The sequence below is a fragment of the Rhodococcus sp. Q genome (assembly GCF_005503035.1).
In the GTDB taxonomy this organism is placed as follows: Bacteria; Actinomycetota; Actinomycetes; order Mycobacteriales; family Mycobacteriaceae; genus Rhodococcus_G.
This window is the reverse complement of sequence record NZ_SCOY01000003.1, coordinates 60,107-86,203: the sequence shown is the minus strand read 5'-3', so window position 1 is coordinate 86,203 and position 26,097 is coordinate 60,107. Positions and strand designations below refer to the sequence as shown.

25 protein-coding genes are annotated in these 26,097 nt (G+C 66.8%); 8 read left to right on the top strand and 17 right to left on the bottom strand.

The annotated features are described in order from the left end of the window. Positions 1–517: 517 nt before the first annotated feature. Positions 518–1,159: a ScbR family autoregulator-binding transcription factor gene (locus FFS72_RS04540; RefSeq protein ID WP_249353121.1), complete on the top strand. Its 642-nt coding sequence runs from the start codon at positions 518–520 to the stop codon at positions 1,157–1,159. 266 nt (positions 1,160–1,425) lie between these two features. Further along, entirely contained in the window at positions 1,426–4,695 is a 3,270-nt protein-coding gene (locus FFS72_RS04530) for a protein kinase domain-containing protein (protein WP_137872837.1), read from the top strand. Between the two features lie 97 nt (positions 4,696–4,792). Here FFS72_RS04530 and FFS72_RS04525 read toward each other — a convergent pair whose 3' ends face one another. After that, positions 4,793–5,500: a hypothetical protein gene (locus FFS72_RS04525; RefSeq protein WP_137872836.1), complete on the bottom strand. Its 708-nt coding sequence runs from the start codon at positions 5,498–5,500 to the stop codon at positions 4,793–4,795. Positions 5,501–5,998: 498 nt separating this feature from the next. Here FFS72_RS04525 and FFS72_RS04520 point away from each other — a divergent pair, with 498 nt between their 5' ends. Then, a complete protein-coding gene (locus FFS72_RS04520; RefSeq protein WP_137872835.1) occupies positions 5,999–6,277 on the top strand; it encodes a hypothetical protein in 279 nt (92 codons plus the stop codon). 79 nt (positions 6,278–6,356) lie between these two features. Beyond that, entirely contained in the window at positions 6,357–6,797 is a 441-nt protein-coding gene (locus FFS72_RS04515) for a HEAT repeat domain-containing protein (protein ID WP_137872834.1), read from the top strand. 146 nt (positions 6,798–6,943) lie between these two features. Here FFS72_RS04515 and FFS72_RS04510 read toward each other — a convergent pair whose 3' ends face one another. From FFS72_RS04510 to FFS72_RS04480, 7 genes are all read right to left on the bottom strand, one after another. Continuing rightward, positions 6,944–9,100 (bottom strand): MMPL family transporter, encoded by a 2,157-nt coding sequence (locus tag FFS72_RS04510; protein ID WP_137872833.1) that lies wholly within the window; start codon positions 9,098–9,100, stop codon positions 6,944–6,946. A gap of 31 nt (positions 9,101–9,131) precedes the next feature. Beyond that, the gene (locus tag FFS72_RS04505) at positions 9,132–9,521 is read right to left on the bottom strand and encodes a DUF3817 domain-containing protein (RefSeq protein ID WP_249353120.1); all 390 of its coding nucleotides are present in this window, start codon (positions 9,519–9,521) and stop codon (positions 9,132–9,134) included. 299 nt (positions 9,522–9,820) lie between these two features. Further along, positions 9,821–10,456 carry a response regulator gene (locus FFS72_RS04500; protein ID WP_137872832.1) on the bottom strand — a complete coding sequence of 212 codons (636 nt, stop codon included), beginning with the start codon at positions 10,454–10,456 and terminating at the stop codon, positions 9,821–9,823. Next, positions 10,453–11,619 (bottom strand): sensor histidine kinase, encoded by a 1,167-nt coding sequence (locus FFS72_RS04495; RefSeq protein WP_137872831.1) that lies wholly within the window; start codon positions 11,617–11,619, stop codon positions 10,453–10,455. Before FFS72_RS04495 ends, FFS72_RS04500 begins: the two co-directional genes overlap by 4 nt. A 98-nt stretch (positions 11,620–11,717) precedes the next feature. Then, positions 11,718–12,254: a hypothetical protein gene (locus tag FFS72_RS04490; protein ID WP_137872830.1), complete on the bottom strand. Its 537-nt coding sequence runs from the start codon at positions 12,252–12,254 to the stop codon at positions 11,718–11,720. Between the two features lie 142 nt (positions 12,255–12,396). Then, positions 12,397–12,843 carry a hypothetical protein gene (locus tag FFS72_RS04485; protein WP_137872829.1) on the bottom strand — a complete coding sequence of 149 codons (447 nt, stop codon included), beginning with the start codon at positions 12,841–12,843 and terminating at the stop codon, positions 12,397–12,399. Between the two features lie 137 nt (positions 12,844–12,980). Further along, complete coding sequence (locus FFS72_RS04480) at positions 12,981–13,481, bottom strand: hypothetical protein (protein ID WP_137872828.1); 501 nt, start codon at positions 13,479–13,481, stop codon at positions 12,981–12,983. A 180-nt stretch (positions 13,482–13,661) separates the two neighbouring features. On the opposite strand from FFS72_RS04480, the gene FFS72_RS04475 reads away from it, so the two are divergent. Both FFS72_RS04475 and FFS72_RS04470 read left to right on the top strand, forming a co-directional pair. Continuing rightward, positions 13,662–14,240, top strand: coding sequence for a dihydrofolate reductase family protein (locus tag FFS72_RS04475; protein WP_137872827.1), 579 nt, complete (start codon positions 13,662–13,664; stop codon positions 14,238–14,240). A 112-nt stretch (positions 14,241–14,352) separates the two neighbouring features. Next, positions 14,353–14,655, top strand: a complete 303-nt coding sequence (locus tag FFS72_RS04470; protein ID WP_137872826.1) for a hypothetical protein — start codon at positions 14,353–14,355, stop codon at positions 14,653–14,655. Between the two features lie 102 nt (positions 14,656–14,757). Here FFS72_RS04470 and FFS72_RS04465 read toward each other — a convergent pair whose 3' ends face one another. From FFS72_RS04465 to FFS72_RS04435, 7 genes are all read right to left on the bottom strand, one after another. Beyond that, complete coding sequence (locus FFS72_RS04465; RefSeq protein ID WP_137872825.1) at positions 14,758–15,339, bottom strand: GTP-binding protein; 582 nt, start codon at positions 15,337–15,339, stop codon at positions 14,758–14,760. 6 nt (positions 15,340–15,345) lie between these two features. Continuing rightward, entirely contained in the window at positions 15,346–15,735 is a 390-nt protein-coding gene (locus FFS72_RS04460) for a DUF742 domain-containing protein (protein ID WP_050066352.1), read from the bottom strand. Positions 15,736–15,741: 6 nt separating this feature from the next. Further along, positions 15,742–16,155, bottom strand: coding sequence for a roadblock/LC7 domain-containing protein (locus FFS72_RS04455; RefSeq protein WP_050066658.1), 414 nt, complete (start codon positions 16,153–16,155; stop codon positions 15,742–15,744). 2 nt (positions 16,156–16,157) lie between these two features. Beyond that, positions 16,158–18,617: a sensor histidine kinase gene (locus FFS72_RS04450; protein WP_137872824.1), complete on the bottom strand. Its 2,460-nt coding sequence runs from the start codon at positions 18,615–18,617 to the stop codon at positions 16,158–16,160. 299 nt (positions 18,618–18,916) lie between these two features. Further along, on the bottom strand, positions 18,917–19,843 hold the full coding sequence (locus FFS72_RS04445) for a dipeptidase (protein WP_137872823.1): 927 nt from the start codon (positions 19,841–19,843) through the stop codon (positions 18,917–18,919). A gap of 16 nt (positions 19,844–19,859) precedes the next feature. Continuing rightward, positions 19,860–21,092: a DUF6578 domain-containing protein gene (locus FFS72_RS04440; protein ID WP_137872822.1), complete on the bottom strand. Its 1,233-nt coding sequence runs from the start codon at positions 21,090–21,092 to the stop codon at positions 19,860–19,862. Positions 21,093–21,190: 98 nt separating this feature from the next. Beyond that, the gene (locus FFS72_RS04435) at positions 21,191–21,568 is read right to left on the bottom strand and encodes a cupin domain-containing protein (protein WP_137872821.1); all 378 of its coding nucleotides are present in this window, start codon (positions 21,566–21,568) and stop codon (positions 21,191–21,193) included. A gap of 72 nt (positions 21,569–21,640) precedes the next feature. Between FFS72_RS04435 and FFS72_RS04430 the strand changes: the two genes are divergently transcribed. Continuing rightward, positions 21,641–22,096, top strand: coding sequence for a MarR family winged helix-turn-helix transcriptional regulator (locus FFS72_RS04430; RefSeq protein WP_137872820.1), 456 nt, complete (start codon positions 21,641–21,643; stop codon positions 22,094–22,096). Between the two features lie 107 nt (positions 22,097–22,203). Here the strand turns inward: FFS72_RS04430 and FFS72_RS04425 are convergent, their stop codons facing one another. Continuing rightward, positions 22,204–23,160, bottom strand: a complete 957-nt coding sequence (locus tag FFS72_RS04425; RefSeq protein ID WP_137872819.1) for an NAD(P)H-dependent flavin oxidoreductase — start codon at positions 23,158–23,160, stop codon at positions 22,204–22,206. Between the two features lie 44 nt (positions 23,161–23,204). Continuing rightward, a complete protein-coding gene (locus tag FFS72_RS04420) occupies positions 23,205–24,761 on the bottom strand; it encodes a class I adenylate-forming enzyme family protein (RefSeq protein ID WP_137872818.1) in 1,557 nt (518 codons plus the stop codon). A 90-nt stretch (positions 24,762–24,851) separates the two neighbouring features. On the opposite strand from FFS72_RS04420, the gene FFS72_RS04415 reads away from it, so the two are divergent. Further along, positions 24,852–26,045 carry a thiolase family protein gene (locus FFS72_RS04415; protein WP_137872817.1) on the top strand — a complete coding sequence of 398 codons (1,194 nt, stop codon included), beginning with the start codon at positions 24,852–24,854 and terminating at the stop codon, positions 26,043–26,045. Positions 26,046–26,097 lie beyond the last annotated feature (52 nt).

Genomic DNA, 26,097 nt, shown 5'->3' with positions numbered 1-26,097 from the left:
ACCGACTGAACGGTTAGTGGGTAGGCTGCGGATAACTCGGAGACCACAACCGCGGCCGTGCCATGTGCCGCGACGCTACTACCCCACGTCCGAATCCATTCCTCTGCTGGCCCTCACCGCAGAACCGGCAACCGGCTGTGCGTGTGACACAGCTTCGAGCCGCTGGTGGTGCAATCTCGACCGACGAGGGCAACGTGCCTTGCTGAGAGCCCCGCCCGTCGCGGGAGAAAGCACCTGTGTGTCCTCTCCGTGCTGGGCGAGGCAGCTGACAGCCCGACTCCGCGCGGCAGGGAGCATGCGACCGCGAGCGCGGCGAATGCACCAACCCGGACGACACTCGCTCGATGCCACGCCACGTAGGGTGGCAGAACCGATGAAATCGGTCGCCCGAGTAACCGCGATGCGCGGGGACGCCGGTGGGAGACGGTGTGCCGTCATCACTGGTCACTCGTGTGGGGGCTGGTCGGGACGTTCGTGAAAGATGTCGGTTTCGTTGAACTGAGAGGGACTTGAATCGGTGGCTAGGCAGGAGCGGGCGATCGCGACTCGGCAGCAGATCATCCGTGCGGCCGCCGAGTGCTTCGATATCACGGGGTACGAACGCACGACCCTGTCCGACATCGTCGATCAGTCCGGCGTCACCAAAGGCGCCGTGTACTTCCACTTCAGATCCAAGGACGATCTCGGAACCGTCGTCATCGACGAGCAGCACGCAATCTCGATGGCCGCGGTAGCCCAGATCCGCACCACCGGCGCGCCAGCCCTCGAGCAATTGGTCATGCAGGCGTACGAGATGGGGCGTCAGATGATCGACGATCCCGTGGTGCGAGCGGGCATCCGACTCACCCTCGAGCTCAGCGCCGCGGATGGCCCTCCGAAGCCCTACCTCGACTGGATCTCCGGCCTCGATCACATCTTCCGTGATGCGGCCGCCGAGGGCGACCTCGCCGACACGATGGACCCAGCGCATCTCGCGCGGTATTTCGTGGCGGCATTCACAGGGGTGCAATTGGTGTCGAACGTCCTCACCCAGCGCCACGACCTCGAACTGCGAATCGCGCAGATGCTCGAGGTTTTTCTCCCTTCGATCATGGCCCCGCGGCGTCGGCGGCGAGCCGAGAGCTACTTGGGTGCGAGGTGGACTCCCCCGCAGACGTGATCCGAACATGCACCTCACTGACTGCGAGTACCAACTGGTCGCTCCACACACCGAGGGTGTGCGAGAGACGTTGGGTGAGCCGACGTTCGACGCCCTTGGCAGGCACCGCGATCACCTCGCGCGCGAAGGGACCGGGCCGCGAGCACGGCGCTGATCTGGTACGCACCCCGAATCGGGTGGCAGTATGGGATTCCAGAACCTGCCGTGAGGTGAGTGCCGTGCCGTATCCCCGAGGACGTCCTACGCGCGACGGATCGGCCTGACCGATGGCCGGAAGCGATCCGTTCGCGACTCAGCGTGGGGTGAACCCGTCGGTGGTGTCGGAGCTCGATGCCGCCGGGTTCACCGATGCGAGCGAGATCGGACGCGGCGGTTTCGGTGTCGTGTACCGCTGCACGCAGGCACCGCTGGACCGCACCGTGGCGGTGAAGGTGCTCACCGCCGATCTCGACGAGGAGAACCTCACCCGGTTCCTCCGGGAGCAGCGTGCGATGGGTCGACTGACCGGGCACCCCAACATCGTCAACGTCCTGCAGGTCGGCAGCACGGAGAGCGACCGGCCCTACATCGTGATGCCCTATTGCGCGCAGCGTTCGCTGGACGTGCGGATCCGAGACTCCGGACCCCTGCCGCTCGAGCAGACACTGCAGTTCGGGGTGAAGCTCGCCGGTGCGGTGGAGTCCGCGCACCGGCTCGGCATCCTGCATCGCGACGTCAAACCGGCGAACGTGCTGCTCACCGACTACGGCGAACCTGCCCTGACCGACTTCGGCATCGCACACGTCTCCGGCGGGTTCGAGACCGCCATCGGCACGTTCACCGCGACGCCGGCCTTCACCGCGCCCGAAGTTCTCGATGGCGGATCGCCCAGTCCCGCCGCGGACGTGTACGGACTCGGCTCGACGCTGTTCTGCGCGCTCACCGGCCACGCGGCCTTCGAGCGTCGCAGTGGAGAGCAGGTCGTCGCGCAGTTCCTGCGCATCACCACCCAACCCGTCCCGGACCTACGCGAACTGAACATTCCCGACGACGTCGCGGCCACCATCGAGCGCGCCATGTCCACCGACCCGGACGCCCGCCACACCGCCGCACAGCTCGGCGACGCACTGCGTGAAATCGAGTTCCGCCACGGTCTTCCCGTCGACGAGATGGCCCTGATGACGTCCACGCCGTCGCTGAGGCGGAGTGATCGTCGACCTCCGAACGGTGGCGGGCGCTCGCCGACGGTCACCTCCACGCGCAACAAGAAGGGGAACCTGCCCGCGGAGCTGACGAGTTTCGTCAACCGTCGCAACGAACTGGCGGAGTCCAAGGAGCTGATGTCGAGTTCCCGGCTGGTGACGCTCACCGGAATCGGTGGCGTCGGCAAGACCCGCCTCGCGCTGCGGATCGCGTCGAGCACCCAACGCGCCTTCGCCGACGGGGCGTGGCTGGTCGAGCTGGGCGACCTCCACGACGGGTCACTGCTGGTGAGCCTGGTGGCCTCGGCCCTCGGGCTCAAGTCCTTCTCGATCCAGCCGCTGCAGACGGTCCTCGCGGAGTTTCTCGAGTCGCGCCAGACCCTGCTGGTGCTCGACAACTGCGAGCAGGTGATCGACGCGGTGGCGGACCTGACCGGGACGCTCCTGCAACAGTGCCCCGACCTGCGGATTCTCGCCACCAGCCGGGAGTCGCTCGGCATCAGCGGGGAGAAGACGCTTCGCGTCCCGCCGATGACCGCGCCCGAGCCCGACCGCTCACTCGATCTCGGGGGTCTGCCCAGCTACGACGCGGTGACGCTGTTCACCGAACGCGCCGTCGCGGCACTGCCGGGATTCGAGCTCACCGAGGACAACATGGCCGCCGTAGCCGGGATCTGCCACCGGCTCGAGGGCCTACCGCTGCCGATCGAACTGGCGGCCGGACGACTGCAGGCACTGTCGCCCGAGCAGATCCTGCAGCGTCTCACCGACCGCTACACCCTGTTGAGCCGCGGCAAGCGCGCCGCCCCGTCGCGACAGCAGACGTTGCGACTGTGCATCGACTGGAGTCACGACCTGTGCACCCCAGAAGAGCAGAAGCTGTGGGCTCGGCTGTCGGTCTTCGCGGGCAGCTTCGAACTCACGGCGGTCGAGCACGTGTGCGGCGCCGACCTGACACCGGACGCGCTGCTCGACCTGATTGCGTCGCTGGTGGAGAAGTCGATCCTGCTGCGCGAGGAATCGGCGACCGCAGGGAGGTACCGCCTCCTCGAGACCCTCCGCGAGTACGGTCTCGAGAAGCTCGAGGAGTCCGGCGAGGTCGCGCGGATGCGGCGACGCCACCGGGACTGGTACGAGCGCCTGGCGCTGCAGGCCGAGGCCGACTGGATAGGACCGCGCCAGCTGGACTGGATCGCCCGCCTGAAACTGGACCAGCAGAACATCCGCGAGGCGTTGGACGCCAGCATCGCGGAGCCGGACGACGTGGCGGTCGGCCTGCGCATCACGGCGGCTCTGTACGCCTTCTGGCTCGCCACCGGACAGCTCAACGAGGGCGCCCGCTGGACCGAACGGATGTTGGTCGAAGGTGTTCCGCGGGGCGCGGATTGGGTGCGGGCCGTGAGCCTCGGCGGGGTACTCAACGGTTTTCAGGGTGATGTCGAGACCGGCGCCGAGCGGGTCGAATGGGCACGCGCCGCAGCGGCGGACACCGGCGACCCGGACGCCGACGCGACCGTGCTGTACGCGGCCGGAAACCTCGCGTTGATGTCCAACGATCTGCCCACCGCGGCAGCACATTTCGATGCGTCCCTGGAGACCTGTCCGCCCGAGGACCTCCTGCTACGGGTCGTCACGCTGACCGGCGTCGAGGTCGCCCACGGGCTGCTCGGACACGCGGCGAAGGCTGCCGACTGCCTCGAGCAGGTACTGGCCATCACCGAGCCTCGCGGCGAGCTCGTGTTCCGAGCCTGGGCACTGCGCACACTCGGGTTGACGGTGTGGTCGACCGAGCCGGCGCGAGCGGTCGCTCTGATCGAACAGGCCGTGCAACTGTTCCGATCCGTCGACGACTCGTTCGGCTCCGCGCCGTGCATCGAATGCCTGGCCTGGATCGCCGCGGACGGCGACGACTTCCCGCGGGCGGCGGTGCTACTGGGCTCCGCGCAGGCCATGCGGCGGACGGGGGGCGTGCCGAACATCGCGCTCCCGACCCTGCGCGAATTCCACGACGAATGCGAGCAACGGACACGTCGCGCGCTCGGCCCGAAGTCCTTCGACGCGAACTACCGCAAGGGAGCATCCGCGAGCTTCGGCGAGGCCGTGGCGTACGTGCTGGCCGAGACCGCCGAGCCTGCCCGGCCGGCTGCCAAGGACAAGACCAAGCCGACGTTGACCCGACGCGAGCAACAGGTCGCGGACCTCGTCGCCGAGGGCCTGACCAACAGCGCCATCGCCGCCCGACTCGTGATCTCGCAACGAACCGCCGAGGGACACGTCGAGCACATTCTCGCGAAGCTGGGATTCACCTCCCGAACACAGATCGCCGCGTGGGTCGTCGAACACAACCGGGGCTGACCGCACGACCCACTCGGGCGGGTCCTGGCGGACTGAACTTGACGGCGCAAGGCCGGTTCCCGCAGCGGAACCGGCCTTGCGACACTGACGAGTCGGATCAGGACTGGAAGAGGGACCCGAGCGATCCGAGATCCACCGAGCCGGCACCCGGATCGACGGGATCGACCGGATCCACCGGGTCGACCGGTCCACCCGCGCCGATGGTGACGGTCGCCAGGGCCTGGCCGCCTGCGTTCACCGGTACGTCGTTGGCCGGCCGCTTGCCGTCCTTCGGAGTGCAGAAGGTCGGTGCGTTCTGTTCCGACCCGAGCGCGAACGCCCGTGCCAGGAAGGTGTCGTAGTTCGTCTCGCTGTTGTAGTTCGCGGCGTCGCCCGACACGCGCACCTTCGGGGTGACGACGCCCTCGGCAAGGGCCTTGACGGTGACCTCGACGGCGGGCAGCTGGAACTTCGTGGAGCCGTCGGCGGTCGGGTTGCCGTCCATGTCGGTCTTCGTCTTCTCGACCGCGATGCCACCGGGGGTGTTGAGGCTGGACTTCGGGCCGTTGCCGACCGTCTCGTTGTCGCCGGACAGGCGCAGGATGGTGCCGGCCGCGTCGGGCTCGCCCGCTTCGTTGACGCGGATGACCGACGGTGCGACACCGACCAGGCCCTTGCTCGTGCCCGCCACGACCGTGGCGCCGACGAACTCGGTGTTCTCCGGGATCTCCCAGTCGATCTTGAGTCGCTGGATGTCGGTGGTGGTGGCGATGGACTCCTTGTCGGGCAGCGAACTGACCGTCGGCTGCAGCGTGTAGCTGAACAACAAAGATCCAGTTCACGACACAAAAGTGGCTTGCCATTAGCTGAACTAATAAAACCTGTTCTATACAGGCTCTTTGTGATTCACTGGCGCAACGTTTACTCGGTGGGCGTGGTCGGCGATGGACTGCGCGCCGCCAGACGAGCACATTGATTGCCACCGCCGGGCGAAGCGTCTTCCTGGAACTCGGCAGAGCAGCTAGCGCTCGCGGCCTACGCTGGTCTACAGAAGGGTCGGGGCGGATCCCACGTTGGAGGCCACGCCATGCGCCGCACAGCGATTCACCTACTCATCGCCGGCGCCGTTGCATCGGCAACCACACTGATGCCGTTCCTCGGCTCCCCGGCGGCAGCGGCGAACCTGCCGCCCGGCCCAGCGGCTTCGACCACGCCGTTTCAGATCCCGGCCACGTTCCTCTCCGGTTGCGGGGTCGGATTCAGGTGCTACTTGCCGCCGCTGGTGACACTGACCCCCACCGCAACGACGGGAGCGCCGGGCGAAGTGACCTTTCAGCTAGCCCGTCCAACCACGTACCAGATCGACACGTACGACTGCATTGGCATGACCATGTACTGGCGAAACCTGACGACCGGCGCCACTGGCACAACCCAGGTCCTCCGCGTCCCGATCGACTACAGCCGCACAACGCCGCAGGACTTCTGCGCGTACACCCCTTCGACGGTGGAAACCGGCAGCGGCATCGTCACCGCGACCGCCGACGCGCGGACCGCCGATCACCGCCCCGTCAGCCCGGGCGTCGTGGTCCTCCACGTCCCCTGAACCGCAGACTCGACAGGCATTCGAGATGACGTCGAAGTGCTCGACTCCGTGACAGGCAAGCCCCGTAGCGTGACGTCTCATGACGTCGGAATCGGCACCTGCACGTGAAGTGATCGCCAATTTCTCTCAGTGGAGCGCTGATGCGCGCTTCACCGCCCTGCGTTCGTTGGTTCCCGGCGATGACGACGGATCGGTGCTGGCTCCGTTTCTGCTCGGTGTTGCAGCGGATGTGTCAGAGGACGACCTGGTGAGAATCGAGGCGGTGAGGGTCTTCGAGATCCTTCTGGTCGACGACGACTCTCTCGCCGAGGGCTGCCGCAGGGCGCTGATCCACCTGGCCCGAACGGACGACGACTGGGATGTCCGCAACGCAGCCGGCTGCGCGGTGTTCGGCCTACCCGGCGCCGAGCGCGAACTCGAGACGATGCGCTCGGTAATCGCCACGGAACAAGAAGAATTCGTCCGCGACAATGTCGAAGCCGCGCTCAAGACGTTCCTCCGACGCCGCGACTCCGCGTAGTTCCGTCCACCGGACACGTGGAGGTCACCAACATCGAAAGGACGGAAGCGGCAGGAAATCCCGGAGGGTTCAATCCGCATGCATGGGGAAGGGGACCCGCAAACGCGGGCCCCCTTCCCCATGCATGCGGATTCTTCTGCCGGCCCCTAGACGCCGGACAACTCCACATCCGGATCCCGTTCGGGTGTCGGTCGAGGAACTGTCGGCCACAGTGCCTTGTCGCCGAGTAGGCGCATGATCGCCGGAACGAGCAGGGGTCGAACAATGAAGGTATCGAGCAGGATTCCGATGGCCATCGCCAATCCGAACTGGAACAGTTCCCGGATCGGTTGGGTGGTCAACACGGCGAAGGTGGCCGCCAGGATGACACCCGCGGAGGAAATCACCCCACCGGTCCGGGTGAGTGCAACCCGCAACGCTTCCCGTGGTGGATGTGCCGAAAGTTCTTGCCGGTAGCGGCTCATCAGGAAGATGGTGTAGTCGACACCCAGAGCGACCAGGAACACGAACACGTAGACCGCGACTCGATTCCCGATTCCGGCGTCGCCCAGCACCGTGACGGTGATGAAGGTCGTGAGCCCGAGCGTCGCAGTGAACGACAGTACGAGAGTTCCGACCAGATACAGGGGTGCGAGAGCCGATCGCAGCAGCAGCGCCAGCACTGCGGCCACGATCAGGAGCACCAGCGCGGCGACCACCCAGTTGTCGCGATCGAGCGCCGAACGGATGTCGGCAGCGTGAGCGCTTTCGCCACCGACGAGGACCCGCGCACCGTCGATCCCAGCGGTGTCTGCGGCGGATTGCGCGACGGACGCCAGGGTTTCGATACGGTCCAGAGCAGCGGGACTGTAGGGGTTGTCGGTGAAGGTGACCTCGAATGCTGCCGTCGCCCCGTCGGCGCTGACCGTGGGACTCTCGCTCAACCGGGCGACCCCGTCCACGTCCGCCAGTTGACGGGTGATCTCGTTCCAGTCGGGCGACGGTGTCCCGGCCGGTGCGGTGACGTAGACGGTCGACGGCGCGATCTCGCCGGCGCCGAACGCATCGGCGATCATGTTCTGGCCGGTCTCGGACTGGGTGTCGATCCGGAATCCGCTGATGAAGTCGAAGCTCTCGCGATAGCCCGCCAGTCCCGCGGTCATCACGAGCAGACCGAGCAGTGTGGAGACCAGCACCGCTTTCGGCGATCGGTCGACCAGGTTCGCGATCCGTTCCCAGACCTTGCCTCCCACACGACCCGATGCCGCTTGGGTTGTGGACGGCCAGAAGAGTTTTCCCCCGAAGAGCAGCATGAGCGCGGGGGTGAAGGTGAAGGCGACCAGTCCCATCGAGGCGACACCCAACGCGAGATACGGTCCGAACCCGCGCAATGCCGGAGAGATTGCCACCAGCAGAGCCAGCATGGCCAGGACGATCGTCGACACACTCGACAGGATCGATTCGGAGACTCCCCGCAGAGCCCGCATCATCGCGGCCGATCGCTCCGATTCCGCGGCGAGTGCCTCACGGTAGCGGGCGATGACGATCAGCGCGTAGTCGGTGCCGACACCGAACAGAAGCACGGTCATGATCGATGCGGTCTGCGAACTGATGTCGAACCAGCCCGCATCGGCCATCATCGCGCCCACCGTTTCGGCGAGCCGCATCGCGACGCCGACACCGGCCAGCGCCACGACCACGAGGACGGGCGATCGATAGATCACCATCAGGATGATCGCGACCAGCAGGATTGTTCCGAGGAGCAGGATCTTGTCGCCGCTGCGGAACACCTCCACCGTGTCGGTGGCGATCCCGGCTGGTCCGGTGACAGCGGCATCGGCCGGTCCTGCGGCCTCGCCCACCAGATCGCGAAGGGTGCCGACCGTGTCCTGGAACGACTCGTCTGTCGGGTTGCCTGTCAGCGAGACGACGACCATCTCGCTGGCGCCGTCGGTGGTGCGCAGGCTGCCGTCGCCATGACTGTCGGCGGTGACCACCGCGGCGATCGACGGGTTGTCGGCTTTCGCGCCGTTGATGCTCGCGGCGATCCGGTCCACTGCCGCCGAGGTCTCGGAACTGTCGGCGCCGTGAACGACGACGATCGCGGGAGTTCCCTCACTTCTCGGGAACTCGCGGGCCGCCAACTCGGCGGCGTGTACGGATTCCGACGAAGCGGGCGGATCGTTTGCCCCCGCGTTGTTTTCGACCTCCTCCAAGGTGGGTGCCACACTTGCGAGTGCACCCACGAGGACGATCCACAGCAGAACGAGGATGCCGGCCCGACGGCGGGACCCGAAGAGGGTTTTCATGAAGCGTGATGTCATGTCGTTGCGTCCAATCCCGACCGGAATGCGTTCATCGCACCGGCGTCGGATAGCGGGCCGGGAAGTCGGAGTGACGGTCCGCCCCCGGAACGAAGCGCCCGGTGCGATCACCCCACACCTCGAATGCGATCGTGGCGAACGGTGGCAGTGAGGACACCAACGCGAGCAACAAGGTCCGCAGGCGCCAGCCCAGTCGGACGTACATTGCGATCGAGAGCACAACGAACGTCACGAACACCGCCCCGTGCAGGGGTCCGAAGATGCGGACGCCGAGGTCGGTGCTCTTCGCGATCCACTTGAAGTACATGCCGATCAGCAACCCGAGCCAGGTCGCTGCTTCCAGCGACGCAACAACACGGAAGGCGCGCACCAGCATTCGAGCGTTCGAAGGCTCCCCTCGTCGCATCTGCCGTTCGCTCATGCGATCCCCGCCATGTTTCCTGGGGTGCTTGCTTTTTCGGCCACATCGGCCTTGGTCAGCCGTCGGTGACAAGGACCCGCCAGAGCGTGCCCGAATGCGCAATTGACAAGTGTCTTCACGCCTTCCATCCGACCGAAATCCGGGCTCCGGCACATCGGAAGAACGGTCGGATTCATCTACGACTTTGGATAGAGGCAGCGCGGAAACTGCCTGTCGGAGCCGTCCTGAACCGGCCGCGACGACCGCCCGGTCACCTCCGATGATGGAGGTTGCTCTCCGACCACCCGCTGGTGGCTGGACTAGTCGATGCCGCCGCCGATGATCCCCCGCGCGCGTGCCTGCGCGACCGCCGCGGTCCGCGATCGCACACCCAGTTTTCCGAACACGTTCGTCAGATGCGTCTTCACCGTGCCTTCGCTGAGGAACATCCGGCGAGCGATCTCCCGGTTGGAATATCCGACCGCCACCGCCTCCAACACCTGAACCTCGCGCGGGGTGAGTGCCACCCCGGGATCACGCATCTGCGCCATCAGTTTCGAGGCCACCGCGGGAGACAACGCGCTCGCACCCCCCGCTGCCGCCACGATCGCCGTGAACAGTTCGGCCGGCGCGGTGTCCTTGAGCAGGTAGCCACTGGCACCGGCTTCGATCGCACGCAGAATCTCGGCGTCGGTGTCGTAGTTCGTCACCACCAGGACACGTGGTGCATTCGGCAGCGACCGGATCTGACTGGTCGCTTCCACACCGGTCAACCCGGCCCCGAACCTCAGATCCATGAGTACGAGATCGATCGCCCCATCACGGCACAACGCAACAGCCTCTTCGCCGGTGGCGGCCTCGGCGACGATCGTGATCTCCGCTGAGTGCCGTTCGAGCAAGGCCCGCAACCCTGCACGCACGATCGCATGGTCGTCGGCAAGCACCAGCCGGATCATCTGTGCTCCTCCTGTTGCGCGAGCGGAAAAGTCACAGATACGGCGGTGTGCCCGGGTTCGGATTCGATGGACCACCGCCCACTGAGCTGCTCGACACGGGTGCGCATGGCGTTGAGTCCGAAGTTGTGTGCGGCGGGATCGTCCAGGATCGCGGCATCGAAACCATGCCCGTCGTCGACCACGTCCAGATGTACTTCGTCGGTCCCATAGGTGAGGGTGACGACGGCGTGGCGAGCACCGGCGTGGCGCACGACGTTCGACACCGCCCCCTGAGCCAAGCGCACGAGAGCTGACGCCACCGGCATCGGCAGGGACACCGCCTGCCCCTCCACGAGGAGACGAACATCGCAGCTCCCGGCTGCCGCTCGCTCACACACCCTGTTCAGCGCGTCGACAAGCGAGCTTCCCGCCAGGTCCGACGGCGAGAGCGCTGCGATGAGACGCCGGGCGTCCGCCAACCCCGCCGACGCAGTTCGCCGAGCCATCACGACCTTGTCCGCCGCGCCGGGGGGCAAGTCTTCGGCCTCGGCAGCGTGCAGCAGCATCTGAATGCTGCTCAGGCCCTGCGCAACGGTGTCGTGAATCTCTCGGGCCAGCCGCTCCCGTTCCGCCAGTTCGCCCGCGGAGCGCTCCTTCTCCGCCAACTCCGCACGGGTGCGATGCAGTTCCTCGATCAGTTGCTGTCGTCGTTCCGTTTCGTGGAACAAGACGCGGAACCCGAGCCCGACAACGACACCGACAACAGCACCGAGCAGCGACCCGACCACCGCCCCACCCCAGCGGCCGTCGACGTGGACCCCGATCACCACGTTGACGATCGTGATCGCGGTCACCGCTGCCAGCGCCGGGATCAACGGCATCTCGGTCATGAACAGCAGAATGAGCCCGAACGACACATACGCTGCGTCGGCACCCAGGAGTGCCATCGCCACCCAGACCGCACACAACGAACCCAGCCAGGCGAATCGCGCGACCGGAGCACGCCGTGAGGCACCCACTATGTGAACAACGACGAACACGGCCGTCAACGCGCCAATCCACCCGGCATAGGGCTCGGAGAGCAGCACTGCCCGCAACAGCACGATCAGCGCCAGAACCAGGACGAGAACGTGCAGGCCTAGACGAAGGCGCGCGTCTCGCGTGAACGCGTAGTCATCAACCATCACCACACAAGGTAGCTGCAGCCGTGTTCACTCGTTCGTGATCGCAACGGTGGACGAAGGAAATCAGCGCCCTCGGGCCGTGGGCTGAGGATGACTGGTCAGCGAACGAATGCGATGCCGACGCTGGGACCACCGCCCGGGAGTTCGACCAGCGGGCTGCTCAGCCACTTCTGCGGAGTCACGTCGTAGGTGAACCGTTGGAAGATCGGGTTCTCGACCGGGCGCATATTGATCACGATGGAGTCAGGGCCTTGTCCGGGGATGACGTAGAAGTGGTCGGGGGCGACGGCACCGATGGTGACGAACTTCGCCGCCGGCGTGTCCAGTGCGTCGATCTCGTAGACGCGCCGGTACTCGGTTGCGTAGATCGCGCCCATTTTCGATGCCGAGACGACCACGACCTCGCCGGCCTCGTAGATCGGGAATCCCGCATTGCGGGCGGCGACGAGGGCCTCGACGGTCAGACCCTCGGGGGCGCCGATGCTGCCGTCGGACGATGCGCTCGACGCGGCCACGGTGATCGGCCCAAGCGGATTCGGGTTCGGTGTTGCGGATGCGGGTGCCGCCGCGCCTGCGACCACTGCCGCGGAAAGGGCTGTCGCAGTGAGTAGTTGATTCAACTTGCCTGCATTCATGGAGATCCCCCGGGATCGTTGTGCGTCAGCTCTGGACCGGATTCAGTACCCAGAGTCGTGGAACGTATGCGTTGAGCGATGTCAGATCGTGCCGGTTGCCGGCGGGATCGAGCGCAACTCCTCTACAGCCGCACACAGCCCCCTAGAGTCCCCTGAGCCCGAGCAGTCGACTCGCCAGGCCAGGCGGTCGATCCCCTCGCCCCCTCAGTCGATCTACGAGCTCAGGCGTGTGGGGCGGGAACGAGTCGAGGATCTCGGCGGCTCCGAAAGCGATGGATTCGCCTCGTTTCGCGCGATCTCGAGCATCCGCCCAGCCCGTGACGAGGAGGTACCACCCCGCAACCACTGGCGGGTCCGAAACCAAGACCGCTTCGATCTCCGCGACACCGTCGCTGACCGAGGCGACATCCTCGACCGTCCGTGATACCACGACGATCTTCGTCGATGGATCGCTGTTCCACACCGTCGCGTTGGCCCACCGCGTGTAAAGCTCGGTCTCCCTGCGTTCTCGGGCATCTTGCCGCCACCAGAATGCGAGAAGCCCCGCCACGATCAGCACAGTGGAGCCCCAGAGAACGAACTCGAACACGACCACATCCTAGGGATTGACACGCGCCATCAGGCGGTCCGGGCAGCGACATCTGCGGGTGACGCTTCGCGAGGGTGCGCGACGGCTGGATCATCGACCGATCGGCACCGCACAATCCGCTACGCCACGCTCACACGTCACGGCACCTGCAGACGCGTCGGATCGATCGGGCGATGAGGGCGATCGGGTTCCATGCGCAGCTCGACGGCGCCCGGGCCCGGGTGGATCTCGGCGAACATCACCTGTGTGGGCGCCGACGGGATCATCAGACCCGCCACGCGACCGTGCTCGACACCGTGAGCACCGGTGTCCAGATTGCGCCAATGAACGCTCACCCCGACACTGCAGTGCGCGGTGGTACCGGAGATCCCGAAGAACCCGCCGGTCACCTGGATCGATGCTGTCCCGGGACCACGGGGCGAGGTCAACAATGCGACGTGCCCGCCGCACAGCGGCCCATCCGCGACGGTGTAGAGGGGCCCGGACCACACCGCGGGAGACATGGGTTGCGCGTCCGCGATGGCCGGGAGCGCTCCGGCGAGCAAGCAGCCCAGCGCGATCGCTGGTGGGCGGATCGCGCCGAGGAGCCGAGCGCTCGGCGTGCGGGTGGGCGACGTGGGAACCGTCGGAGTCGTCATGACCTCGCCTTTCCGGGGCGTGTCTGCGCCGCATCCATCGTGAGCCTGACACCCGTCGTATCGCGTCGGGGAGCGTGTCCCGTTACGCGCCGCTCCACCAGAGTCGAACTTGCGATGAGATTCGCCGTTGTTTCCTGTCCATATCCACACACCCCGATCAACCGCACCGAGGAGAGCATCATGACCGCCACCTACACCTTCGACGTCTTTTCCAGCCTCGACGGCTACGGCGGCGTCAGCGGAGGCGACTGGGGCGGATACTGGGGCAAGCAAGGCCCCGAACTACTCGACCGCCGCCTCGCCCTGTACGAGGCGGAGCAGCGGATGGTCTTCGGAGCCAACACCTACCGGGCGTTCACGCAGCTGCTGACCTCGGGCACCGAGGAGTCCGTGCGCGACCCATGGGTCACCCGGATGAGGAGCCTGCCGGCGACCGTGGTGTCGACCACCCTGCACGAGCCTCTCGACTGGCCGGACGCGACCGTCGCACGCGGTGATGCCGTCGATGTCGTCGCCCGGCTCAAACAGGAGTCCGACGTGCCATTGCGTTCCCATGGCAGTCTGTCGATGAACCGGGCGCTGATGGCCGCCGGCCTGATCGACCGCGTCCAGGTGACCCTCTTCCCTGTGATCACCGGTCAGACCGGTGATGACCCCATCTTCCGGGGCGCAGCGGACTTCGACCTCGAGCTGCTCGAGAGCCGAACGCTCGACGGCAGCATCCAGGAGCTCGTCTACCGCCCCTCCCTACATGCGTAAGTCGTCGATGCTCGCTCCGTCAGTCAAACAAGCCACCAACTCGACGGGCGATATATATCGTCCTCCACGACGTCGATCGACGTCGAAGAAGCACTAGCGCAGAGGATCCATCGTGAAGCGATCAATCATCGTTGCATTGGCCGGCGCAACCATCGCCCTCGGCGCCGGGGCGTCGGCATCTGCCGCGCCGGCCGGCGTGGACGATCCGGTCCTCCCTGTCCCCTGGGCCGGAAGCAGTTCCGGCAGCGCCGACTTCTTCTATCCGCACGACGGCCAGAACGCCGGATCCACCGACCTCGCACAGGACTCCGGATCCAACGACCTCGGCAACCTTGTGTTCCTGGCACCGTTCAGGTTGCTGTGCTGGGCCTTCACCGGCCAGCCGCTACAAGCCTGCATCCCAGACGATCTGTGATCCCGTAGCGGGAACCTACCCGAGGTCGTTCACCGGCCCTCCGAGATCGAACCGTCACTGCGACACTACATTACGCCAAGACCGGTACGGGCCGTGCGATCCTCAGGCCACCGAAGCGCTGGCTTGAACGATGAGGTGTTCGACGAGGGTGATCAGTACGGACTTGCACGACTCGCGATCGCGCGCGTCACAGAGCACGACGGGGGTTCCGACATCGAGGTCGAGTGCGTCGCGAACCTCGTCGGTTGTGTATCCCTGGGCGTTGTCGAAGCAGTTCACCGCGACCGTGAACAAGACTCCGCGCCGTTCGAAGAAGTCGATGGCGGCGAACGAGTTCTCCAGACGACGGGTGTCTGCGAGTACGACCGCGCCGAGGGCTCCGCGCACCAGTTCGTCCCAGAGGAACCAGAACCGGTCCTGTCCGGGTGTACCGAACAGGTACAGCACCAGACTCTCGTCGAGGGTGATGCGACCGAAGTCCAGAGCCACCGTCGTCGTGGTCTTGCTCTCCACACCCGACAAATCGTCTACGCCGGCGGATAGTTCGGTGATCGTTTCCTCGGTACGCAGCGGTGCGACCTCGCTGACGGAGGACACCATCGTGGTCTTCCCGACCCCGAAGCCGCCGGCTACGAGAATCTTGACCGAAGCAGCCAGGTCGGCTGAGGACGCATTGTCATGCATGGTTGTCTACAGCTTTCGGATTCCATCGAGTACTGCTTGCAGAATGTTAATGTCGCCGATCCCCGAGATGTCGTTGACGGAGTCGCTGTTCAAGGGAGACCGGAAGTTCAGCAGTCCGTCGGCAATGAGGTCACCGACCAGGATCTTGGTCACTGCCAGAGGCAGATTCAGGTGCGCCGAGACCTCCGCAACCGATTGCGCGGTGCGGCACAGCTGAATGATCTCCGCGTACTCGGATTCGACGTGCTGCAGCCGCGGAGCCGGAGACACGGTCACGACGAGCGTGAGCATGTCGAGATCGTGTCCGGCCCCAACCGTGCGGCCCCGTGTAACGGCATACGGACGGATCAAGGGACCGGCAGCATCGTCGAACCACGATTGGCCTATACGTGTCACGGCAACCTACGCTCCATGCTCGGCCGAACCGTTGCGAGGATCGGTGGACAGGAAGCTACCGACACGCTGCACGGTCAGGTTCATTTCGTACGCGACCATACCCAGGTTCGCGGTATCCGTGGCATGCAATGCGATACATGCGTTGCTGCCGGCGGCCGTCACGAACAGCACCGCCTTGTCGAGTTCGATGACGGCCTGGCGAACTCCGCCGCCTTGAAAGCGAAGCCCCGCGCTGCGCGCCAGACCGTACAAAGTGGCCGACATGGCAGCGAAGTGCTCGGCGTCCTCACGGCTGATGGACGTGGATCGGCTCAGGAGCAGCCCATCAGTGGAAAGCACCACTGCGTAGCGCACTCCGGCAAGACGATTGATCAGATCGTCGAGGAGCCAGTTCAGATCACCTGAGTTGGTGGTCGTCACCTTCACCTTCGTTCACCTTCCGTTTCGTCCGTGTTCGGGTACTCGACCGGGGGTTCCGCGTGCCGAGCTTGGTGGGTACCGTACGCGATGGCAGACATTAGATCTCGCGCTTGCTGCGCCGATCGTGACGGCTGCTGCTCTTCCGCCTCGGGTTGAAGGTCGTGCGCCAGTTCCGGCGCCAAACTGGCCTGCCTGCGACGGCGAGGAAGGCCCGGGCGGGCGTCACCACCGTTGTCGGACACCGGCTGCGGGGTGAAGGACTCGTGCTCGGCAGCCTGGGTCGGCAGCTCGTGCCACGACGTCGTCACAGCATCGTCCGTGTACTCGGTGTGTGGCTCGTCTTCGATGCGCTCGACGATCGCCCAGTCCTGTGACGGGGCCGCGAACTGCGCGGGCTGCTCGGTGGGCGGCGCCGACGTGGGGCGTGCCATTGTCGCGACACCCGACGCGGCCGCCGAGTGTTCGGTCGACTCGAGTGCCGGCATGGCGCTGACCGGCCGCCTTTCGGTCTCGCCTCCGGCGAACCGATCCGACTGACGGTCGGGCATCGGCGTCGAGTCCGCGGCGACCGCCGAGTTCGGCACCAGCACGATGGCACGAATGCCGCCGTACACGGATTCGGTCAGCTGAACAGAGATTCCGTGCCGCAGGCCCAGTTGCGAAACGATGAACAGGCCGAGGCGCGAGGTCGCCGACAGGGTGTCGACTCCGAAATCCGGCGGATTGCGCAGCATCTCGTTGACGCGAACGATCTCCTCGCCGGGCATTCCCATGCCCTGGTCGGTGATCTCGATCGCGACACCCTTGCCGACCACGTTGCCGGTGACCTCGACGCGTGACTGCGGCGGGGAGAACGCCGTCGCGTTGTCGACGAGTTCGGCGAGCAGGTGGATGAGGTCGGCGACGACGTTGCCGACGATGAACACCTGCGGCATGCGGTGCGTGTGCACCCGCTTGTAGTCGAGGCTCTCACCGATCGCGCTGCGCACGAGATCGGCCAGGGGCACCGGGGTCCGCCACTGACGGCCAGGCTCGCCGCCACCGAGAATGATGAGGTTCTCGGCGTTGCGGCGTTCGCGGGTCGCGAGGTGATCGAGGCGGAAGAATGTCTCCAACATGGCAGGGTCTTCCTGTCGTTGTTCGGCCTCGTCCAGGACCTCGAGTTGCCGATGCACCACCATCTGGCTGCGGTGGGCGATGTTGAGGAACACCGCGCGCACACCCTCGCGGGTGCGGGCCTCGGTGACCGCGGCGGAAACGGCCGCTTCGTGTGCGCGGTTGAAGGCGTTTGCCACCGACCCGATTTCGTCGTCACCGAAGTCCAGGTGCGCAGCTCCGGTATCGATCTTCTCGCCGGCCCCCAGCTTGCGCATGGTCTCGGGCAGTTCGACCTCTGCCAGGTCCAGCGTTTCCTTGCGCAGGCGCTTGAGCCGCCCGATCAGTCGGTTGGCCAGCCACAGCGACAGCAGGAACGCGAGGAACGCAACCACGAGCACGGCGGCACCCGCCCACAGCGAGTTCGTCGCGGTCTGGCTGCCCTCGTCGGCCGCGATCCGGTTCGCCCCGTCGTTCACGTCCTTCCAGGCGTCGATCACGCCTTCGGCCATCTGCTGCTGCGCGGCGTTCCACGCGGCGAAGGTCATGGGAGGAGGCGGGACGTCACCGTCCTTGTCCGGCTCAGGCGGCGTGATGAGGTAGTCCTCCATCGCGGCCACCTGCTGCCAGCCGGGAGATGCCAGCGCTCCCTTGATCTTCTCGGCGGCCGGATCGGCGCCCAGGTCGCCGGCGAGTTGCGGCAGTGCGGTCCGGTACGACCCGACCAGGTTTCGATAGTCGTTGCGCAGCGGGCCGTTGCTGAGCAGTCCCTGCATCTCGGCAGCGGTGAGCGCGGCGGACCGCGACATTCCCTCCATCGCGTGCAGGAGGCGCACGCCGTTGATGAGCGCAACGCCGACCTCGGCGCTGGGCGCATTGGTGGTGATCAGGTTGGTGCCGAGCGCAACGGCATCGAGAATCGTGTTGAAGAGGGCATAGGTGTCGTTGATCGACATCCGTCCGGCGTCGATCTGACCGCGAATCTGCGGCAGGCTGGCGCCCAAGGTGTCGAATCCACCCGTGTCGGCTCCCATGACGCCCTGCGAGGCGGACTGCATCTTCGCACCAAGCGGGGCCAGCTGCGCGAACGCGGTGTCGACCCTGCTCCGCGCTGCGGCGAGCTCGGCCGGATCGGTCCGCTCACCGGCCAGCTGCCACAGCGACAGCATTCGCTCCTGTTCCACCCCGGCGACCACGTCGCGGGCATAGCCCATGGCGTCTCGGTTCGCGTCGGCCCACTGTTCCGACTGTCGACCCTCACGTATCAGGTAACCCGCTGTTCCTACACCGATTCCGAGCAACGCCAGGCTTGGCACCAAGGCGATGGCCAGGACCCGGGCTCGGATGCCGAGGCGCACTTTGAACATCGGTGGAATATAGCTGGACGAATGTCCGACGTGAACTCGGGTCTCACTATTCGACCGTTGCCGATTCAACTGAGCCCCTTGGCGTTTAACCCTACGCCCGGTGGCAAGGTGAATTTCCAGGCTGACGAAGCGCTTACTTCGTGTTGCCCAACGGACGATCGGACCCGGACGATGGGGATGCGCCGGCGTTGTCCCGTGGCGCCGGTCTCGCTCGTTGCGGCGTGGACGCCGCCCGTTCCTCAGATCCTCCCGAGGCAGGGATCTGCACTTGTCGGCCGCCAGGCCTGCCGGGCGACCCGTTAGAAGTTGCCACCGAGCACTGCACGGATGTCGCAGGTGCGCCAACCCCGGCCGGCAAGGTGCTCACCGAGTGTCAGCAGCGTTTCCGGCGGCATCCACTCAATGGTGCCCCAGCGTGTGTAGTTGTCGTCGAACAGGTGAGGGTTGCGCGTGACCTCGTCGATGAAGTCGGCGTAGTCGAACGAATAGTCGGTACTGACGCCGACGTGGTCGATGCCGACGAGGTCGACGGCGTACTCGAGGTGCCGCGTCATCGAATCCAGGGTCGGGGTGTTCGGTCCGAGGAAGATGCCGACACCGGTGATGCCGATGACGCCGCCGGTTGCTGCACACTCCCGAGCCTGGTCGTCGGTGATGTTGCGCGGATGATCCCAGACCGAACGCATGCACGAATGACTGTAAATGACAGGGCCGGTCGACTTCTCGCACATCTGCAGGCCCGTCCTGGTGCTGCAGTGCGAGCCGTCGGGGACGATGCCGACCTGATTCATCTCGGACACGAGCGACCGTCCCCACGAGGTGAGTCCCCCGTCGGCGGTGTCGAGACATCCGCTCCCGGCACGGTTGGCCTGGTTGTAGGTGGGTAGCAGTGTGCGCACCCCGAGGCCGGCCAGGATGGCGAGGTTGTCGAGATCTCCGTCGAGCGGACGGGAGTCTTCGAGGTCGAACACGACGGCGATGCGACCGGCATCGGTGATGGTCTCGACCTCATCGAGGTCGGCCGCAAGGTCGAGCTCGGAGTGCGCCTCGATCTCGGTCCGGTAGTACTGCAGGAGCGCAACGGTTTCGGTGAATGTGTGGGGCGAGTAGCCGGCATTCACCGATACCAGCGCGCCCCCGGGACGCCGGTATCGAGTCAACAGGTCGACATCGGCGGTGGTCTGCAACGGCAGGCAGGCGTGCTGGTCCCACAGGAATGAGGTCACGACACCCGATACTCCCTCACCGATCCGAGAGGGGCACCCGCAGAATCGGAACCAGGCCGGCGTTCGCAGGATCCGCGTACGGATCCGGTTGAACCCAGCGGACACTCCCCTCGACCCGTACCTCCAGATCCACGGGACACGGTTCGCCGTCCGGGTCCCGCACGACGAGCGCACCGCCGGCCGTCCACTCCCCTCGGCCGCCACCGCGCATCCGGGCGACGGTCGCCGTCACCCGATCGACGGTGGCCCGGTCGGCCACCACCGTCAGACGCCGGTCGTCGCCGAGGACCCGCACGCGGTGCGCGTCACCCTCCACCCGGATCGGCCCGTACCGGCGGTCGGCGCACATCCTCGGACCGGTCGCCCGCAGGAGGTAGACGCGCCCGCCGTCGAGAACACTGCGCCCGCCCTCCGCGCAGACACGTTCGACGGTCACCGATGCGGCGCCGGTCCGGTCGCACCGGAACACGTCGTGACCGGACGTGATCCAACAGCCGCCGGCATCCGCGTGGACGGCCCGAGTTGCGTACCCCCCGTGGGAGATCTCCATCGTCAGCGGCAGCAGGTATTCGGTCACCCGCGGCGGGATCCCCGTCGTGTCGACGTGCAGCAGCACCGGATCGGCCCGGTGCATCACCCACACGTCGGTGTCGTGGGTCGCCACCGATCCCGGCATGAACTCACTCTCGGCCACCGGAACATCGTCGAGATCCAGGTCGACGAGAACGCCTGTATCGACCCAGGGTTCACCGTCGGTCGCTGCTGACCAGTCCGACCAGAATCGGCGTGGAGTCGCAGTCACCGCGGTGAACCACTCCGTTCCCGGAACTGCCCGCGTCCCGGTCGCGGTGCGTTCGAGACGCTGCCGCACCACCCGCACTCGCCGGACGCGCCCGCGCACCGAAGGAGGATCGTCGCGTCCGTCCGCCAGATCGACGACGAAACTCCCGTCCAGTTCCACCGGGCCTGCGACCGGCCGCGGCGACCACCACCGCGCCGCCCACCTGTCACCGGACACCTCCATCAGCCAGTGCAGACCGCCCCCACCGTCGACGGGGGTCCGGCCGTACGCCGGCCGCGCGGTCCCACGAAGCGCACATCGGCCCGGCATCGGAGCGACGGCGGCAGGAACGAACGAGAGAATGACGTCGATGACATCACCGCAGGCCGGTGGAGCGAGCGACCGGTCGTCGAGGATCCACCCTTGAACGAAAACAGGAAACGTGCGACCAGCAGTGCCGGTGTTCATCGTCAGACCCCACGCACTCGGAGAACCGACGGACGACGCCGTCGGGCACGGGCTACCTTGCACGAGAGCATACCGAGTTCGAACGTGCTGACGTGCCTCTATTGCGCCCAGGGCGGCGCGATCTGCTCCCCGCCGCCGCTCATCGTCGCCGTCATCCCGACGAGGGTGGTGACCCAGGCACTGGCGGGTTCCACTGCCGCATTGGTGACGCGAAGGACGGCGCCGGAGGGAACGAGCACCGCATCTCCCGTTGCGGCGGTGAAGCTTTCACCGTCCAGCTCGATGTCGAGGGCGCCACTGGTGATGTACAGAACCTCCTCCTCCGTCATCGTGTGGGCCTGCCCCGGGGTGTTGGGCTCGAAGTCGGCGCGCCACGCGGCGAGTGACCGAGCGCCGCTCACGCTGGACGCGAACGAGGTGAATGCGACCCCGTGCATCTGGAATGCACGGGCTTGTTCGCTGACGAGATGGACCATGACTCCTCCTGACCAAGTAGACAACCATGTTGACCATATACCGACAACCTGGTTGTCGGTAGAGTCGAGGCCATGGACCCTGTCGACGACGTGGCGATGCCGTTCCTGCTGATGCGCGCCTTCCGAGGACTGGTCGACTCCGTCCACGAGGACTTGGCCCAGCACGGATTTCCGGGGATCCGCGCCCATCACGGATTCGCGTTGCAGGCCATCGGCGACGGCTGCACGAGCGTGGCACTCGGCGAACGCCTCGGCGTCTCCAAGCAGGCGGCGGCGAAGACGGTGAAGTCTCTCGAGGACCTGGGCCTGGTCGAACGCCGACTGAACGAAGCCGACCGGAGGGAGCGCACCCTGGTGATCACGCCACGCGGGCGACGACTACTGGCCCTGTCTGCGACCGCCTTCCGGCGCCAGGTGGCCACCTGGCGCACGCGGGTCGGAGACGACCGCGTCGACGCCACTCTCACCACCCTGCTCGGCGTGGGGAGCGGCGGCCGAAGCGACACGGACCTGTCGGACTGGCAGTAGCCCCTTCAGGGGTTACCGCCTGCCCTCGGGGTTGGTGCGGGTAGCCCGATCGCAGAGCGGCCGTGGCGGGACGCGGGGTTCGCCGCGCCACGGCCGGGCACGCGGACTCAGATTGCGGCGGCCGCGGTCAGCCGGCTCGCGCGCTGGAATGCCGCGACGTACTCGCGCTCGATCTGGTCGACGATCGCGCTCACCGGTTCGACGGCGCGGATGGGGGCAAGTCCCTGGCCCGCGGCCCAGACGTCCTTCCACCGCTTCATCGATTCGGCGCCCGCGGTGTAGTTCTTCTCCCCGGTGGGCGCCGTCAGGTTGTCGGGATCGAGGCCGCAGGCGGCGAGGCTGGGCTTGAGCCACGACGCCGGAGTGCCGGTGATCGCGGAGCTGACGACGAGGTCGTCGGCGCCGTGATCGACGACCATCTGCTTGTACTCGTCGACGGCCATGCTTTCCGCGGCGGCGAGGAACCGGGTGCCCATGTAGACCAGGTCGGCGCCTGCGGTGATCGCGCCCGCGACGCCGTGGCCGTCGCTGATGCCACCGCCGACGATGATCATCCCGTCGAAGTACTCGCGCACGGCGGAGGTGAACGCGAACGGCGACAGGTGGCCGGTGTGTCCGCCCGCGCCTGCCGACACGCACGCCATGCCGTCGACACCTGCGTCGGCGGCCTTGCGCGCGAGGCGCAGATTGACGACGTCGGCGATGACGGTGCCGCCGTACCCCTTGACGATGTCCATCACCGGCTTCGGCGATCCGAGGGCGGTGATGACGATCTGCGGCTTGTACTCGCCGATGAGGCGCAGGTCGTCCTCGAGTCGGGCGTTGCTGCTGTGGGTGATGACGTTCGCCGCCCACGGCGCGACCGGACCGGCGGCCGCGCCGAGCTGATCGGTGATCGTGCCCATCCAGGTGTCGAGATCTGCTGCGGTGCGGCAGTTCTGCGTCGGGAAGGAACCGACGACACCGGAAGTGCAGGCGGCGACGACGAGCTCGGGCCCGGACACCAGGAACATCGGCGCCGCGACGACGGGCAGCCGCAGAGAGGTCAGGAACGAGTCGGTCATGGTGTCCTCTTTCGAAGTCTGTCGTTGTACATGTCTGTGGGAGTTCACGATGCGGCCGTGGCGAGGGCGTCGAGCAGCACGGCGGCCGCGGTTCGATCGACCTTTCCCAGCGCGGTCAACGGGAGCCTGTCCACGCGGTGCACGGCCTTGGGGCGCTTGTAGTCGGGCAGGCGCGTTCGGCTGTCCGCCAGCACGGCGGCGTCGGTGACGTCGGCATCGGCCGAGGTGTACGCGGCGACGATGCGCTGCCCCCACATCTCGTCGGGCAGTCCGACGACGACGACGTCGTCGACGCCGGGGATCGCGGAGATCGCCTCCTCCACCTCGCGTGGATAGACGTTGTACCCGCCGGTGATGATCATGTCCTTGCTGCGTCCGGTCAGGTGGATGTACCCGTCGGCGTCCCGGTAGCCGAGGTCCCCCGAGTAGAGGACCCCGTCGACGTGGCTCTTGCCGAGATCGGTTCGCGTGTCCGCATTGTGGTAGCCGGGGCTGACCGCAGCACCCGAGACCACCAGTTCGCCGATCTCCCCGTCGGGGCAGCAGGCGTCGTCCGCGCGGAACTCGATGACCACCTCGGGACAGGCTCGTCCCACGGTGCCGAGCACGTCGGCGTCGTGGAGCACACCGCGACGGTGGTCGTCCGCGGTCAGCACGGTCAACGGCGGGATCGCCTCGACCATGCCGTAGTACTGAACGAGGTTGGGCGTGATGCGGTGGTAGGCCTGCCGAATGTGTTCGACGGGCATCGGCGCCCCCGCGTACGCGAGCATGCGGATACGCCGCATCACCGACAGCCGGGCGTCGTCGAAGTCGAGTAGTCGCGCGACGACGGTGGGCACGAGCGCGGTGTGGGTCACCGAATGCGCCGCGACGGCGTCGAGGAGGCCGGCCGGGCCGACGTGATCGAGGAGGATCTGGCGTCCACCTGCTTCGAGGAACGGCAGCACGAACAGCCCGCTGGTGTGAATGACGGGCCCTGCGTGCAGAAACACCGCCGGGTCGCCGCCGTCGAGGGTTCCGGCGAGCACCTGCTCCCGCATCGCCTGCAGCGATGCCAACCGGTTCGCGTGGGTTCGCCTGGCGCCCTTCGGGACTCCGGTGGTACCGGACGAATAGTGCAGTGCACACAGTGAATCCGCATCCGGTGTCGGCATCTTCGCATGCCGTGGAGCCCGGGCCGCCACCTCATCGAGGGACGGTCGGTCCGATGACGCCCCGCCGACGGTGATCACCGTCGGCACGATCGTCCGTGCGGTGAACTCGGCCGCACCGTCGATCCTGGTGTCGACGATCAGTGCGCCCGGTGTGCAGTCGGCGACGATGCGTTCCCAGTCCGCCGGACCCACACGCGGATTGACGGCCACCCGGACGAGCCCACCGATCGCGAGTGCGAGATCGACCTCCACTGCTGTGACGGAGTTGCCGAGCAGGACCACGACCGTGGTCCCTGCCGTGATGCCGAGATTGTGCAGGCCTCCCGCCAGCGCGTGCGCCCGATCGGACAATTCCGTGAACGTCCGAGTCGCGTGATCGTCCTCGAGCGCGATCGCGGGCCCGTACCGATCTGCCGCGGTACGGACGACGTCGGCGATGGACATGAAGCTCCCTTCATTCGCTACAGTTATTGAAGTAGACAACGGCGGGCGATTTTCCGCAAGGACCACGCCCCACCGCACAGGAGGAAGCTCATGTCCCGACCCCTGTCCCCATCGGACCGACGCATCCCGTGGGTGATCGACGCGGTCCGGACCCCGTTCGGCGCCGCCCGCGGCGCCCTCTCCCACGTTCGGGCCGACGACCTGGCCGCACTGCCGATCACGGACCTGGTCCGCAGACACCCCACGCTCGACCCCGGTCGGATCGACGACGTCGTGTGGGGAAACGCCAACGGTGCAGGTGAGGACAACCGCAACGTGGCCAGGATGGCGGCATTGCTCGCCGGACTCCCCCACACGATTCCGGGAGTGTCGGTCAACCGGCTGTGCGGTTCCGGCGCCGAAGCGATGCTGTCCGCGGCCAGGCAGGTCGCCGTCGGCGACGCCGACATCGCGATCGCGGGCGGCTCGGAGTCGATGAGCCGCGCTCCCTACGTACTTCCGCCGGTGGACTCGGCGTTTCCCCGGTCGATGGAGCTGATCTCCACGACCGTCGGCTGGCGCATGCCGAACCCCCGGTTCCCCGCCGCCTGGACCGAGACCCTCGGCCGGTCGGCAGAACTGGTGGCGCAGCAGGCGGGCGTCGGCCGCGCCGAGCAGGACGAATGGGCGCTGCGGTCCCACGAGCTGGCGGGCCGGGCCTGGGCGTCGGGGGTGCACGACGGGTTCGTCACCGCGCACCCGAACCTCGACCGCGACGAACCGATCCGCGAGACCGACATCGCGACCCTGTCCGCCCTGCGTCCGGCCTTCTCCCGCGACGGCAGCGTCACCGCGGGGAATGCGTCGCCCATCAGCGACGGAGCGGTCGCGGCGCTGATCGGTACCGCGCCGCTCGCCGACGAACTGGGTGTCGAACCGCTCGGCCGGATCCTGGCGTCCGTCGTCGTCGGAACCGAGCCCGACAAGTTCGCGCTCGCACCGGTGCCCGCCGTCACGAAGGCGCTGGACCGTGCCGGTCTCGGGCTCGCGGACGTCCGAGTGCTCGAACTGAACGAGGCGTTCGCAGCGGTGGTGCTGTCCTGCCTCCGCGAACTGCCCGGAATCCCGGTCGACCGGGTCAATCCGTTCGGCGGCGCGATCGCCCTCGGCCATCCGCTGGGTGCGTCGGCGGCCCGCATGGTGGTGGACTGCCTGCGCCATCTGCGCCGGCTCGGCGGGGGCATCGGGGTCGCGGCGGCGTGCATCGGCGTCGGCCAGGGCATCGCTATTGTGTTGGAGGCCTGACAAACGATTCGAACGACACGATCGTCGCGGGCAGTGCCGGGAGGTGGGTGAC